Source organism: Gimesia fumaroli (assembly GCF_007754425.1).
Lineage (GTDB): Bacteria > Planctomycetota > Planctomycetia > Planctomycetales > Planctomycetaceae > Gimesia > Gimesia fumaroli.
The window spans coordinates 4,454,949-4,468,653 of the sequence record NZ_CP037452.1 but is presented as its reverse complement, the minus strand read 5'-3'; the positions used below and the strand labels follow the sequence as shown (position 1 = coordinate 4,468,653).

Annotated in this window: 14 protein-coding genes; 6 read left to right on the top strand and 8 right to left on the bottom strand. The window is 49.1% G+C overall.

Annotated features, from left to right (window positions below; all coding sequences use genetic code 11):
• Positions 1 to 44 precede the first annotated feature (44 nt).
• Complete coding sequence (locus Enr17x_RS16840) at positions 45 to 857, bottom strand: DUF1559 family PulG-like putative transporter (protein WP_145310693.1); 813 nt, start codon at positions 855 to 857, stop codon at positions 45 to 47.
• A gap of 41 nt (positions 858 to 898) precedes the next feature.
• The gene (locus Enr17x_RS16835) at positions 899 to 1,831 is read right to left on the bottom strand and encodes a DUF1559 family PulG-like putative transporter (RefSeq protein WP_145310691.1); all 933 of its coding nucleotides are present in this window, start codon (positions 1,829 to 1,831) and stop codon (positions 899 to 901) included.
• Between the two features lie 203 nt (positions 1,832 to 2,034).
• Between Enr17x_RS16835 and Enr17x_RS16830 the strand changes: the two genes are divergently transcribed.
• Genes Enr17x_RS16830 through Enr17x_RS16820 form a run of 3 tightly spaced genes read left to right on the top strand, consistent with a single transcriptional unit; the run spans position 2,035 to position 5,724 of the window.
• The gene (locus Enr17x_RS16830; protein WP_198000632.1) at positions 2,035 to 2,838 is read left to right on the top strand and encodes a creatininase family protein; all 804 of its coding nucleotides are present in this window, start codon (positions 2,035 to 2,037) and stop codon (positions 2,836 to 2,838) included.
• The gene (locus Enr17x_RS16825) at positions 2,819 to 4,588 is read left to right on the top strand and encodes a CRTAC1 family protein (protein ID WP_145310689.1); all 1,770 of its coding nucleotides are present in this window, start codon (positions 2,819 to 2,821) and stop codon (positions 4,586 to 4,588) included. The genes Enr17x_RS16830 and Enr17x_RS16825 overlap by 20 nt, the downstream gene beginning before the upstream one ends.
• Positions 4,589 to 4,590: 2 nt before the next feature.
• Entirely contained in the window at positions 4,591 to 5,724 is a 1,134-nt protein-coding gene (locus Enr17x_RS16820) for a tetratricopeptide repeat protein (RefSeq protein WP_198000631.1), read from the top strand.
• Positions 5,725 to 5,745: 21 nt separating this feature from the next.
• Here Enr17x_RS16820 and Enr17x_RS16815 read toward each other — a convergent pair whose 3' ends face one another.
• The 5 genes from Enr17x_RS16815 to Enr17x_RS16795 all read right to left on the bottom strand — a co-directional run bounded on the left by Enr17x_RS16815 (position 5,746) and on the right by Enr17x_RS16795 (position 9,556).
• Complete coding sequence (locus Enr17x_RS16815; protein ID WP_145310686.1) at positions 5,746 to 6,129, bottom strand: Hsp20/alpha crystallin family protein; 384 nt, start codon at positions 6,127 to 6,129, stop codon at positions 5,746 to 5,748.
• Between the two features lie 9 nt (positions 6,130 to 6,138).
• On the bottom strand, positions 6,139 to 6,594 hold the full coding sequence (locus tag Enr17x_RS16810; RefSeq protein WP_145310684.1) for an Hsp20/alpha crystallin family protein: 456 nt from the start codon (positions 6,592 to 6,594) through the stop codon (positions 6,139 to 6,141).
• Between the two features lie 265 nt (positions 6,595 to 6,859).
• Positions 6,860 to 7,093 carry a hypothetical protein gene (locus Enr17x_RS16805; RefSeq protein ID WP_145310683.1) on the bottom strand — a complete coding sequence of 78 codons (234 nt, stop codon included), beginning with the start codon at positions 7,091 to 7,093 and terminating at the stop codon, positions 6,860 to 6,862.
• Positions 7,094 to 8,488 (bottom strand): MFS transporter, encoded by a 1,395-nt coding sequence (locus Enr17x_RS16800; RefSeq protein ID WP_145310681.1) that lies wholly within the window; start codon positions 8,486 to 8,488, stop codon positions 7,094 to 7,096.
• Between the two features lie 60 nt (positions 8,489 to 8,548).
• Positions 8,549 to 9,556, bottom strand: coding sequence for a 3-keto-disaccharide hydrolase (locus Enr17x_RS16795; protein ID WP_145310679.1), 1,008 nt, complete (start codon positions 9,554 to 9,556; stop codon positions 8,549 to 8,551).
• Between the two features lie 352 nt (positions 9,557 to 9,908).
• Here Enr17x_RS16795 and Enr17x_RS16790 point away from each other — a divergent pair, with 352 nt between their 5' ends.
• Together Enr17x_RS16790 and rpsT are read left to right on the top strand one after the other, a co-directional pair.
• Positions 9,909 to 11,306 (top strand): tetratricopeptide repeat protein, encoded by a 1,398-nt coding sequence (locus tag Enr17x_RS16790; protein ID WP_145310677.1) that lies wholly within the window; start codon positions 9,909 to 9,911, stop codon positions 11,304 to 11,306.
• Between the two features lie 198 nt (positions 11,307 to 11,504).
• Entirely contained in the window at positions 11,505 to 11,774 is a 270-nt protein-coding gene (gene rpsT / locus Enr17x_RS16785; RefSeq protein WP_145310675.1) for a 30S ribosomal protein S20, read from the top strand.
• A gap of 102 nt (positions 11,775 to 11,876) precedes the next feature.
• Here rpsT and Enr17x_RS16780 read toward each other — a convergent pair whose 3' ends face one another.
• Positions 11,877 to 12,686: an SDR family NAD(P)-dependent oxidoreductase gene (locus Enr17x_RS16780; protein WP_145310673.1), complete on the bottom strand. Its 810-nt coding sequence runs from the start codon at positions 12,684 to 12,686 to the stop codon at positions 11,877 to 11,879.
• Positions 12,687 to 12,832: 146 nt separating this feature from the next.
• Between Enr17x_RS16780 and Enr17x_RS16775 the strand changes: the two genes are divergently transcribed.
• Positions 12,833 to 13,654, top strand: coding sequence for a sugar phosphate isomerase/epimerase family protein (locus tag Enr17x_RS16775; protein ID WP_145310671.1), 822 nt, complete (start codon positions 12,833 to 12,835; stop codon positions 13,652 to 13,654).
• Positions 13,655 to 13,705 lie beyond the last annotated feature (51 nt).

The window sequence follows — 13,705 nt, the reverse complement described above, 5'->3', positions numbered from 1 at the left end:
ATCCCTTCGAAACAGTCTGGGGCGTCTGTTGATGCTGAGTACTGTTAATCTTTTGTGCTGGACTGCTTTAAAAATTCTCTGGTCTCCTCACCGCCGTTGGGGGTGCTGAGGGCTTTTAGAATTGCAGGGTCAATCTCTTTTGTGATAAATCGGACGGCACCATCTCCCATCAGAATGTAATTGCCTCCCTCTTGAGAAGTCTTTTTGCCGGGCCCGAAAACCTGGGATGGATTGATTGTTGAGGATGGATCTCCCCAGGGTTTGAAGTTCTCGCCGATCTCCATTGCGAAGATGGTAGGGGACATACCATCTTTGATCTCACGAATTTGAGATCCCTGATTCTGCTTTAGTACAAGTTCATTGCCTGCATAATGGGACAGCCCATATCCTTCAGGTGATGTCGAGCTCTTTTGTTCCGGATAGAGCACGCTGATGACCGGATTCAGATACACGGGCATCACGGTTTGAAAAACCAGTTGGTTTTCTGTCGCATTCCAGGGCTGCTCAAAATTGATTTGATTGAAAATCGGTTTGTGATCGAGATAGGGTAGAATCAGTGTCTGCCAGCTATGCGAAGGATTACCGTCTGCGGTTGCGGTATTGCCAGGAGGAAAGATGCCATAGGTCTCATGGTACTGGTGCAGGGCGAGCCCCATCTGTAGCAAGTTGTTTTTAGAAGTGTGACGACGTGCTGCTTCCCGTCCTGTATTCCTCGAAAAGAGGTTGAATACCTGTTCTGGTATGAAGAGAGCGATAACGAATGAAAAACCAACAAGAAAAATTACCCAAAAGAAAAACGGATGCAAAGCCCGCGCGGCTTGATTCTTCTGTTCTGATTCTTGATTGCTGTCCGGCATTTCTCAGCTTTCTCGTTCGGACGGAATGTTAGTTGTGATGGTTAAAATTCACCAACAAATTCTCCCCCGCCGGGTGTGCTCAATGCTTTTAATACGGAAGGATCGATATTTTCTGAGACGAATCGTACGGCGCCGTCTCCCATCAGCACGTGGTTCCCTCCTGTGAAGGGCGATTTCTTACCAGCTCCCATGATGTCAGCTGGTTTAGCAATATTCGTGGGATCGCCCCAGGGTTTGAATTTTTCGCCTGTCTCGACGGCCATGATGGTATTGGATGTGCCATCCGTGATATCGCGAAGACGCATGTTTCCGTTCGGACCCATAAACAGTTCATTCCCGACATAGTGAGAAAGGCTAAGCCCATTTGGGGAAACTCTTTCTGGAATGGCGGGATTCAAATAATACGGGATTTCCTGAGTGAAGAAGGCTTGATTCTCAGGAGCGGACCAGGGTTGATCAAAATCAATCTGATTGTAGAGACTGGCATGCTCCACAAAGGGCAGAATCATCGTCTGCCAGCTATGGTAGGGCTTGCCATCGGTCGTTTCGATACCACCCGGAGGAAAAACTCTGTGGATATCATGGTAGTTGTGTAGTGCCAGTCCGATCTGTTTCAGATTGTTTTTTGACTGAGGGCGGCGTGCTGCGTCCCGAGCCCCCTGAAAGGTCGGTATGAGTAAAGCCACTAGCACCATAATCACGAGGACTCCTCCGCCTCCCAGAAGGGCCAGTACGATAATCAGAGTCGAATTGCTTTTCTTGGCCGGCGTCTCCTGGAAGTCTGCTTCCCATTCAGTGGAATCCGCGTCTGGAATCAGGCCGGGAATTTGGCCCGCCGGTATAAAGTTCCCGTCTTCACCCTTTCTGACCAGATCGGATTCCTGGACTTTGCCTTGCTCTGCCAGTTCTTTTAAACGTTCCTGGGTCAAGGGACCTGCAGTCTGCTCACCGCGTTTGACATACCAGTTGGCCATGGAGACTCTCCTTTAGGGAAATGTTTTTCTCTTCTTTAGATTACACGGGGAGTTCACTGGAATACAGAGTAACACAGGAGAAGAATGTATATAATTGAAATATCCGATAGACATAGAATGAGACTGGAACATGATCCTGTTAGAATGAAAGCTGTATTCTGCTAAATTGTTTTATGCAATCAACAAAGTAAGGAGATGAGTGAGTGGCGGCTGAACCTGCGATGCGTCCCTGGATTTTATCTGAAATCAATTATGCGTATGTAAAAGAGAATCCGTACGAGGTTGCCGTCTTGCCGATGGGGGCGACCGAACCACACAATTTACATCTACCCTATGGAACCGATACCTATGAGGCAGACGCGATCAGTTCACGCGTTTGTGAAGCCGCACATCAGCGGGGGGCGAAAGTGGTGATGCTGCCGCCGATTCCCTACGGGACCGAAACCAATCAGAGTGCGTTTCCGCTGTCGATGAATGTGAATCCCTCTACGTTGGGTCAGATCATCGCGGATCTCGTCGATTCGCTGGCCAATCATGGGGTCCATAAACTGCTGATTTTGAACAGTCATGGCGGCAACGATTTTAAACCGCTGTTACGGGAACTGCACGGTTCAACGCCGGTGCAGATCTTTCTGGCGGACTGGTTTCGAGGTACGTCGGCTGATGTCAAACCGGAGATTTTTGAAAACCCGGACGATCATGCAGGCGAGATGGAAACCTCCCTGGCACTGGCATATTTCCCTCATCTCGTGAACCGGAATACAGAAACAGGTGCTTTGAATGCCGATGAAGGGGCGACGAATTCGACGCGGTTCTCAGCTGTGAATGAAGGTTGGGTCAGTATTACGCGTCCCTGGCATTTGTTGACGACCAACTCGGGGTCGGGAAATCCGCATCAGGCGACCGCTGAGAAGGGGGAGAAGCTGATGCAGATACTGGTCGAGCGGCTGTCACAATTCCTGGTTGAACTCTCCGAGGCGAAATTGGATGATCAATTTCCTTTCTAACAGAATGACAACGAACCTGTTCGAGCGCGCCTGGAGTGTGGTGTTTTGCATCTGCTTAGAAGCCGTCTGCCATTGCAGTACTATTTGTGACGCCGAAGAACCGCAACCAGCTGTTTTGTTTCAGGATGTCACGAATGCCTCACAACTTTCGTTTCAACATCATTCACCGTTGACGGTTAAACGGCACTTGCATCTGATGATGGGATCGGGGATTGGCTGGCTTGATTATGATCACGATGGCTTTCCCGATTTGTATTGTGCGCAGGGCGAAGAGTGGCGCAGTTCGAAGAAAAAACGGAATGATGCGAGCAATGTCGCGACATCCAACCGTTTGTTTCAGAACCGGGGGGAGAGCCCATTTCGAGATGTCACAACGCTGTCGGGGTTAATTGACTTTGGTTATTCCATGGGGCTTGCCGTTGGAGATTATAATCACGATGGATTTGAGGACTTGTATGTCAGTCAGTTCGGTCGGAATCTGTTGTACTGCAATAATGGCGATGGCACGTTTTCAGATGTATCACCATCCGCCCACGTGGATGACCCGGGGTATGGAGCCAGTTGCACCTGGGCCGACCTGAATGGCGATGGCTTGCTTGATTTGTATGTGGTGAACTATCTGGAAATTGACCGGGAAAACTATCCGATCTGCAGCCGTAAGGTCGATGGAACGCGTGTCTTTTTTATCTGTCATCCCCGCTATGTGCGCGGGGAGTATGATGTGGTGTATCGGAATCTGGGAAATGGAAACTTTCTCAATGTGTCGAAAAAAGCGGGGCTCCACAGTGAACCTGCTCGACAGGGGCTAGGCGTCTTTGCGGCAGATTACGACCATGACGGGGACATAGATCTGTATATTGCCAATGATTCGGTAGCCAACCAGTTATGGGTGAATGACGGTCAGGGCGTTTTCACCGATCAGGCTTTAATTGCCGGCGTTGCGTTTAATCGTACCGGAGATCGGGAAGCGGGAATGGGACTGACCGGAGCGGACTATAACGGCGATGGCCGGCTGGATTTGTTTGTGACAAATTACTTTGGTGAAACCAATACCTTGTACCGCAATGAGGGGGCTCTATTTTTTCTGGATGTGACCGATGAGACAGGCCTGGCGACGGCCAGCCGTGTACGGCTCGGATTTGGTGCCTCGTTTCTGGATGCGGACAATGATGGCTGGGAAGATCTGTTTGTGACCAATGGGCATGTGCATGATCGCTTATCGCAGTTAGGGAAGAATGAGCCTTATGAGCAGGAACCGCAGTTTTTCTTGAATCGGAAAGGAAGACGATTTGAGATTATTTCACCACAGGCGGGCTCGTTCTTTCAGCAGAAGCATGTGGGCCGTGGATCGGCGGTTGCCGATTTTAATCGAGACGGCAAGGCGGACCTGGCGGTGTCTCATTTAAACGAAAAACTGGTGCTGCTGGAGAATCGGAGTCAAACGCAGAACCAGAGTCTGTCATTGGAGTTGATTGGAACGACCTCCAATCGCAGTGCGATTGGTGCATCGGCGGAGATCACTTCGGGTTCCAGGAAGTTGATGCGTTATCGAAAGGGGAGCAGCAGTTATCTGTCGGCTGACGAGGGCCGGCTTTTAATAGGGTTGGGAGAGAATGCGGATCCAGTTACCGTCAAAGTGATCTGGCAGGGAGGGAAAAGCGAGATCTGGACTGGATTACAACCGGGGGGGCATTATACATTGATAGAAGGAACGAGTGATTCTCGAAAATTGTCTCACAGCCAGCGATGAATATGAATAGCCAGCCGGAATCTGAGAATCTGAGCAAACCCTTTTCCAAACCGGAAAAGCGGTTTTCTTTTTCAATCGGCCTGATTGTGGCCGTTGTAGGCTTGCTGGCTTTGCTGATTTATTATTTCTCCGATCAGAGTGAAGTGGCTACTCTGAAGCAGTCCGAACAGACGGAAGAACATCAAGAGGCAGCAGCACAGGCAGAGAAAGCCAGACGGAAAGAGTTGATTGCCTATCTGCAGCAGCACCCGGATGATGAGTTTGCCCATTTTCAGTTAGGGCAATTGATTCAGGATCGTGCGCCCTTTCAGGCGTTGGAAAATTATTCGCATGTGACGTCGCGTCACCCGCGTTATTATGAAGCCGTCGAAGCCATTGCCGAGATAGCAAGGGAGCAGGACCTGCCTGACAAGGCGAAGCCGGCATTGTTGATTCTGGTTCGCAAGTATCCAGAGGAGCGTCGTTTTCACGAGCAACTGGCGCGATTGTTTTTCAATGCCGGTAAGTATGACCGTGCACTCAAATATGCAAATCGCAGTATTGAGCTGGGCGCGAATCAGGCTGCGAATTATCTACTGGTTGCCAATATTCTGCGGCAGGCTGGTAGAACAAGTGAAATGGTGGGGCCTTTGAAAGAAGTCCTGTTTTTAGAGCCGGACTTGTATGAGGCGCATTTGAATCTGGCGTATGCAGCGCTCTATACGGGGGATCTGAAAACCGCAGAACGGGAAGCGAGCTGGTGTCTGGAACAACGGCCCGATTCGAGTACGGCTTTGCGTTATCTGGCAATCATTGATCGTAATCAGGGGAAGGTTGCTGCAGCACTTTCGCATGTGGAACAGGCACTGCAGGCCGATCCTCAGGATTTCGAAAGTCTGCTTTTAAAGGCCGACCTGTTAATCTACCAGCGGTCAGGTCAGCAGGCGTATGATTTACTGAAACCGCTCTACTCTGCGCATCAAACGGACCGGCGTTTTGTTTCCGCATTAGCGCGGGCAGCGGGCTTGATCGGAAAGCGCGAAGAAGCACTGCAGTTGCAAAGACAAAATCAGTCGTTGATCAAAGAAGATGACTTAAAGCCGTCTTCATTACAGAGTGAGTCCATTGAAAAAACGCAATCGCCTTCGAAACGTTAAGCGAACCGGGACCGACCGAACTCAGCCTGTGTTAACCTGAATCCTGCGCGGTTCTGCCTTGGGGGCTTTGGGCAGAAAGATCCGCAATACGCCGTTGGCCAGCTTGGCTTCAATTTGACTGTGTATGATTTCGCCGCTTAAGATGAAGGAACGCAGATAATTGCCTACTTCATATTCTTTGTGCAGCGGACGTGCTCCTTCAGGGATCTGAGGTTCAACCCGGCCCAGTAACGTCAGTTTGTTATCCTGAACCTGTAGTTCAAGGGAATTGACAGAGACACCCGGAAGATCCGCGTAGAGTACGAGCCCCTGTTCGGTTTCGTAAATATCAATGGGCGGCGTAAATACAAATTGCTCGGGATGAGCGATTTCACGCGGTTCGTCACTATTGGGCTGTCTACTCATAACTGGTTCCTATTCCCCCGAACTGACGGGAATCTGGCGGGGAAGTTCTTCTTCCAGCTTGGGAAGATGGATCTTCAAGACACCATCGTTGAACTCGGCAGAGAGATGTTCTTCAGAAATTCGATCGGGAATACTGATCGATCGCTGCCATTCTCCAAATGGCCGTTCCTGACGGCGGAAGCGTTCTTCTGGGATCTCGCCCTCATCAATCACCGGAGGATTTCTGTGCCCTTTGAGAGTGAGCACACCATTGGCGATGGTCAAATCCAGATCCTCGACCTGCATTCCTGGTAATTCTGCGGTAATCAGAAACTCGTGATCCAGTTCGAAGATATTAACCGCCGGGTATTGGCGGGGCATGCGAATGCCCTGTACCGAGAATTCGACGCCTTGAATCAGACGGTCGACTTCACGCTCCAAATCCCTGAGCGGGTTCCATGATTGTTCCCAACGAAAAATCGGCATTTTACAAGTTCCTCAAACTTTAAAACCAAAGATCGTGGCTGATTAAAGATGCAAAGGCCATACCATTTAGACGGACTTCAATAAAAACAAGAGGATGCGATGTAAGTGTCTAAATATAAGTGGTTTATGTCCTGTGTGCGAAAAAGGTTCTGCATATGTTGTTGCAGTAAATGTCAATCTGGCATGAGAAACGAGTCAAAACAAGAGGAGGGACTAGTGCCAATCTGGCAGGCGAAATGTAGAGCCAACAGCGTTTGGACACAGCTCATTCCCATTGGATGGGCTGGATCAGACCTGTGGCCAGGAGTGCACCGAATATGATCCCGATCAGAAAAATGAGTCGGAGGACCCAGATTGCGCGGCCTGGTCCAAACCACTCTAACAGACGTTGGCCTTTTCTGGTATTCGCCAGAAACCATTGATCTTTGATGAGTCCCCAAAGCGAGAGGATCAGAACGGTGCCACCGATGAGTTCATTTTCTGAGAGATGAAAAGGCATCTAGGTCGTTTCTTCAGAGTGAGAGAGACGTTGTGAAGTATCGAATTTGGGAAAGAGGGTCCAGAACAGTAAGGTCGCGAACAAGGCAATTGCAGCGCTGCTTAACCAGATCCCGGTCCAGTCGCGCAATAACATGAGCGTTTCCCCGTCGAGTGTTTTTCGGGTGAATTCCTGAATCCCAGTCTGTGACTGAATGTTCCATTGGGTGCGGAGCATTGAACCAATTCCGGTGGATGTGAAAAAGTCGCCGATATTTCCACTGATGAATCCTCCGGCAAACATTCCCAGTCCGAAGACAAAGGTTCCGAAAAAAGTCTGCATGGTGCCTCTCACGTCAAGGGGGGAGACTTTATCAACATAGATAAAAGCAGCCGCGAGAAAGCAACCAAAGCAGAGGCCGTGCATCGCTTGTCCGAGACAAGTCAGTGCTAAGGAGACAGCGAAAACGTTACCGATGGTCGACGCATACGCAAAGATCAAACTGCGGACTAAATACGATAACAATCCGACAAGCATGACCGTTTTAAATCCATATTTTTTGATGCCGAATCCTAGGACCGCCATTACGATGACTTCGAAAACCTGCCCGATGGAACTGATGCGCTGTTCCCAGGCGCCAGTCACGCCTCCCTCTCTGAGAATCGAACTGATAAACGGGCTGTTCCACTGAAAGTAAAACTTATGCGCAATTGCGATAATGAATGTGACAACGACAAGAATCAGGAAGTGCCGGTATTTGAGCATTTTCAGCACTTTTCCGGGAGCCAGATCTTTTTTATCACTCTTGACGGGCGGGGTATGAGGCAGAGTTAAGCAGTAGGCTGCCATCAGTAGCCCTATGACCCCCGCCATTGCCAGGACGATTCCGCGCCCTGTATTCAATGCCTCTCCTTCCAGATTGCGTAAAAAGATACCTTCTGCAACCCAGGCGGGGACGACAAAGCCGATGGTGCCCCATAACCGGATGAGAGGGAATTCGCGGTCACTGTCTTTTAAATGCTGAAAGGAGAGAGAGTTTGTGAGCATCATGGTGGGGACATACAGGACCGAATACAGCACCCCTAAAATCACCACAGGCCAGTAGTGTGTCTGGAAGAAAAGCGCCAGCATGATGACACCGCCCGAAAAGTGACAGAACGCAAGCACGCGTTCTGTCGCATAATGACGGTCGACAATCTGACCAAACACAAAGGGGGCCAGTAAAGGCCCCACAGCCAATGCCGCTCCAAACACGCCGACCTGCAACGCTGAGAACCCGAGTGCGTCAAAGAGATAGAGCGTGATGATCGGGAGATAACACCCCTGCACAAAGTACTGGAGAAACATCATCAGGCAGAGTCTTCTTTTGAGAGATGTCTCTGTACTTTCTACGCTCAGACTATCTACTTCCGTCATCAGAATGGGGCCCTCAGTTTGGAAATATCGGGATTGGTTACCGTTGTCACAGGTTCATTATTATTCAAGTACCCAGATATTTCTGAAGCGAACAGGGTTTGAGTGATTCTGCAGAAACAGAGGGCCTGCGATCGCTTCGTCTTTATTGGTTCCGCCTGGTGTTGGCTCATCAATTTCACGGTCATTATGAACGGTGACGCCGTTGTGCTTGACGGTGATTCGGGCCTTGGCGGTCTTGTTTCCCTCTTTGTCATATTTGGCAGATGTAAAATCAATATCGTAGGTTTGCCAGGCAAGAGGAGGGAAGCACATGTTGACGTCAGGCGCACCCAGTTTGTAGATGCCGCCGCACTCGTTGTCTTTGCCTTCCAGACCGAAGGAGTCCAGAATTTGTACTTCATAGCGACCTAATACATAGCAGCCACTGTTACTTCGTCCCTGGCCGCGTGCCTGTGGCATGAAGGGGAGCTGAAATTCCAGGTGTAAGTGTCCGTCTTTGAAGGTTTTCTTACTGGTGACTCCCTCTTTCAGCAGACCATCTTCGGTGATGCGACCATTATTGAAATTCTTCAGGGTCTCTAATGGCTTGGAAGAATCAAATAGCACGGTGGCACCTTCAGGGGCTTTTTTGCCGAGCGTCGGACTTTTGCGATTCACTTTTTTGAGGACGCCGACTTCGTTGCCTTCCGCATCGTAGATCGTGATTTTTCCGTCTTCAAGATCGCCACGGCCTTCTTCAGATTCAAAGCTGATGACATTTCCGGATTTTTTTCCTTCGGTCGTGGTTTTCTTTTCCTGATTCCAGCCATCGCCGGGTAATCCTCCTGGATAACCAACGGCCCGAAACTTTCCGTCTCCCAGCGCGATGACTTGTGCGCCGTATTTCAGCGGATCGCTACTTCCCTCTCCTAAAATTCCGGAATATTCTCCCTGGATCTGGAAATCGGGGCCTGCTTCTTCGACACTTGTGGCTGCCCATTTAGGGGATTTCGAATCTGCATAGGTGGCTGGTGTGAGAGCAACAAGAGCATAGCAGCCTAACAGGGCGCACATCGTGAACTGCTTCATTTTGGGTTCTCCAAAGATCTTGTGTGAGTGTAAGATTGTGTACCAGTAGTTGACGTGGTTCGAAGTTGGTTGGAATTCCGAACTTTGATTCCATTGTGGGAATCGAAGATCGGAGATGCAAGTACAGCGGCCCAGGTTTCTGGGTGGTTCTATACTTGTGTGTAGTTAAATTAACTAAAACTTGTGATGGTAGGGTGTTAATAAATTTTGTAAGATATAAAAATAGAACGTATGAAAGATAGAAGATCGCAGAGACAGACAAGGGATGTGAGTCTGTTTCTATTGGCGCATTTCGGCTTAGTCGGCCTATCAACACATGATTTCGAGCATTGGTTAACATCGGAAGAGCTTTATGACATCTGACAGAAACAAAAAAATTGCGGCAGATTGCTGGCGACGAGGAAATGAAGCCTTGTCCAAAGAGAACTGGGATTATTCCATTGAGATGTTTACCACAGCCGTCAAGCTGGATCCCGAAGCGCTGCTCTATCGCCAGACAAAGCGGGGGGCCGAGCGCAAAAAATACGGCGATAACAATTCCGGTTCTAAAATGGGAGTACTCAAATTAGCGGGGCTCAAAACAAAAATCAAAAATTCCCGCCGAAAAAAAGACTGGGCTTCAGTAGATCAGTACGCTGAAGAAGGTTTGACGCTCAATCCCTGGGATGCCGGTTTGAATGCAGATATGGCAGAAGCATGTCAAAATCAGGGATATGACGATCCTGCGATCTTTGGTTTTAAAATGGCCATTGAAAATGACAAAGCAAATAAAGGCTATTACACGAATCTCGGTGAATTACTGGAAGAAAAAGGGGAGTTCAAACAAGCCAGAGAATGCTGGGAAATGGCATTCAAGCTTGATCCAATGGATGGCGAAGCGCGTTCCAAAGTCACCGCTTTGATGGCGACGGAAACCCGTGTTCGCGGCGGGTACGAAGGGGCTGAAAAGTCAAGTGGGGTTAAGCGACAATCCGCCTACGATGAAGGTCGCGAGACGCGCGAACAGCGGCACCAGGCGCAAAAGGGAGGAGCCCCCGATGGTCCAGGGCAATCGGTAGAAGCGGACCTCCAGCGATTGATACGCAAGGAACCCGAAAATAAAGATCATTACCTGAAACTGGGGGATTTTTATCGACGGGACGGGAAACTGACCGAGGCGAAGGAAAACTACGAGAAAGCTTATGAACTCTCCGGGAAAGATACCAACATCGGAGAACAGGTTGAAGATATTGATCTGGAACAGTTAAAAGAAAAACTGACTGCAGCCAAAGACGAATTTAACCGTGATCGCAAGAACGAAGAAGCAAAGAAGCGGGTGACCTTAATCAGTAAAGCGTTAATCAAGCGCGAAATAGAAATATTCACCAAGCGGGTGGAACGCTATCCAGCCGACATGCGGATTAAGTTTGAGCTGGCTCAGCGATTTATCCGGTTAAAAAAATGGGCACAGGCAATCACCTTATTGCAGCAATCGGTCAAAGACACACGTATCAGTTCGGATGCGTTGGTGGCTTTAGGCAAGTGCTTCTATGCCGAAGGCAAAAAAGAACTCGCGAAACGGCAGTTTGAGAAAGCACTTCCCAGCCTTTCTCCTGATGAGAAACCGGATATTTATAAGGAAGCACACTACTTGATTGGCCGGTTGTACGAAGAATCGAAGGAGAAGGAGAAAGCAGAAGATCATTATAGTGAGATTCTGGCTGTCGATTATGATTATCGGGATGCACGCGAACGTCTCGAAGGACTTTAATCAGATCAGGGCTTAATATACGGTCGATTCGAAATATTCCTGAAAAAAGCTGCTTTTAGCAGCTCAGAATGGCTGGAATAACGGGTTCGAGGTTGTTAAGCTCCTCTTCTGCCTGAGGTTTTATAGTGGCGACTGTCTTTAATGATGGATGTCGTTTTATGTTGTAAACAGTTACTCAGAAAATACTTAAGTCGAAAAATGCCAAATTCAAAAAGTGCCAAAACTGCGTTGCGAAAAAGTGAGACTCGCCGTCTCCGTAACCGTTCATCTCGTTCAGAGTTACGCTCCGCCATTAAAAGTGCGCGTACTGCGATTGCCGGTGATGATTCTCAGGCTGCCGCCAAAGCCTTACAGGCAGCTGCGAAGAAAATTGATCAGGCTGCTGCCAAAGGCATCATTCATAAGAATGCCGCCGCTCGGACCAAGTCGCGACTGGCAAAATCTGCGAATAAAACAACTGCTGAATAGTCAGCAGTTCGATAGATAAAATAACAGCCCCTCGTCGTTCATTCTGTTCCCACAGAATGATTTGCCTGGGGCTTGATTTTTTATAGCGGCTGGCCTCAGCTTCTACCAGTGCATCACAAACCCGCCATCTACGTTGATGGTTTGTCCTGTCACTTGAGCAGCACGATCTGAACTGAGAAATACAATCATATTGGCGATATCTTCCGGAGTTTGCCAGCGTTGTAACGGGACCAGTTGTTTGATCTTCTCACCGGCCCATTGCTCATAGGATTTCTGGTTCTCTTTCGACTGACGATCATTCCAGGCTTGCCAGACCGACTGATTCAAGGGGGTTTGGACCATTCCCGGGCAGACTGAATTCACGCGAATTCCCTGAGCCGCCAAATCCTTAGCCATACATTGCGCAAAGTTAATGTTTGCTGCTTTCGAGGCACTATAAGGCGGGTCTGTCTGTGATCCGATTTGTCCTGCTATTGAACTGATAAACGTGATGCTACCTGCTTTCGCCTCTTGCATCACCGGTGCGACTGCATGGGCAACATGCACCATGCCCTGCATGTTCACAGCAAAGACGCGCGGCCAGTCGGCGGGCGTCAGATTGGTAAACGGAAAACCAAACTTTCCCGATCCAATCGCTGCCGCATGCACCAGGTGATCAATGCGAGAGACTTGGTCCAGCGTCTGTTGTGTCGTTTCCTGAACCGCCGAAAAATCGGTAATGTCCACCTGAAATCCCAGGACCGTCTGTCCGGTTTCGTCGCTCAACTGTTGGGCAATTTGTTGTACCTGGCTGGTTTGATCCCAGAGGATAGGCTGCGCTCCTTCTTCTGCAAACGTTCTGGCTGTGACAAGGCCGATGCCGCTCGCTCCGCCCGTAATCACGACAGAGGTGCCTGCTAAATTGAGGTCCATGGCTTGGTTGATCCTGCTGCAAAAGGAGATCGCTTGAATTCGGTGAGCAATCATTCTGATCAATGGCTTTTCCCTCTGCAAGCGGATTGCTATCTTTATATGAAAGGAATCAAAGGCCGATCAGCAGTAGATGGGAAAGGGACACAATGAAACTTGGAATGATTAATTCTGCCTGGGCGCAAGCGGGCCGGGATACTGCCTGGGGGTTAGAGAAGACAAAAGAAATCGGCTTCGATTGTGTCGATATCTTTATTGATCCCTTGGATGCGGATATTCGCGAACGAAAACTGGTGAAATACACCTGCACCCGCCTGGATCTTCCCATTGTCTCGGTATGCTGTGTTGCGGTCGGCCTGATTGATTTTAATCCGAGTGTGCAACGGTTTCATCTGCAGCGCGTGAAGGAGTATCTGGATCTGTGTTATGAATACGAGGCCCAAAATCTATTGCTGGTTCTCGGTGAATATATCTGGAACCGGGAAGTGATTCCGCCAGAAGCACAATGGGAGTTGGGAGTCGAACAATGTCAGAATCTGGCCAGATATGCTGAATCGCTGGGATTGGAAATCGCCCTTGAACTCGAGCCGTTTCCGCTTTCACTTTTGAATAACGTCGATGAAATGGTTCGATTTGTGGATGAAGTGAACCATCCTGCTTTAAAAGCGAACATCGATATTTCTCACCTGCTGTTAGCGGATGTAAAAGCAGAAGAGCTCCGTAAATTAGCGGGCAAAGCGATTCACGTGCATATTTCGGACTGTGATGGCAAGGTGCACGGTGATTTACCCCCCGGGCGAGGCGTTGTCGATTTTGATCCCTATTTGAGTGAGATCAAAAAATTGAACATCCCCGGGGCAATTTCCCTGGAGCTAGAGTATTCTCCCGAGCCCGACAAAATTGAGGAATGGGTCCGGGAGGCTTATGAATCCACGAATACTTTGATGCAGAAAGCCGGTTTAAGAGGCTGAAAACGGCAGAAAACGATCTGAAATCAGAGAGTTTTTTGAATTCGGTGAATC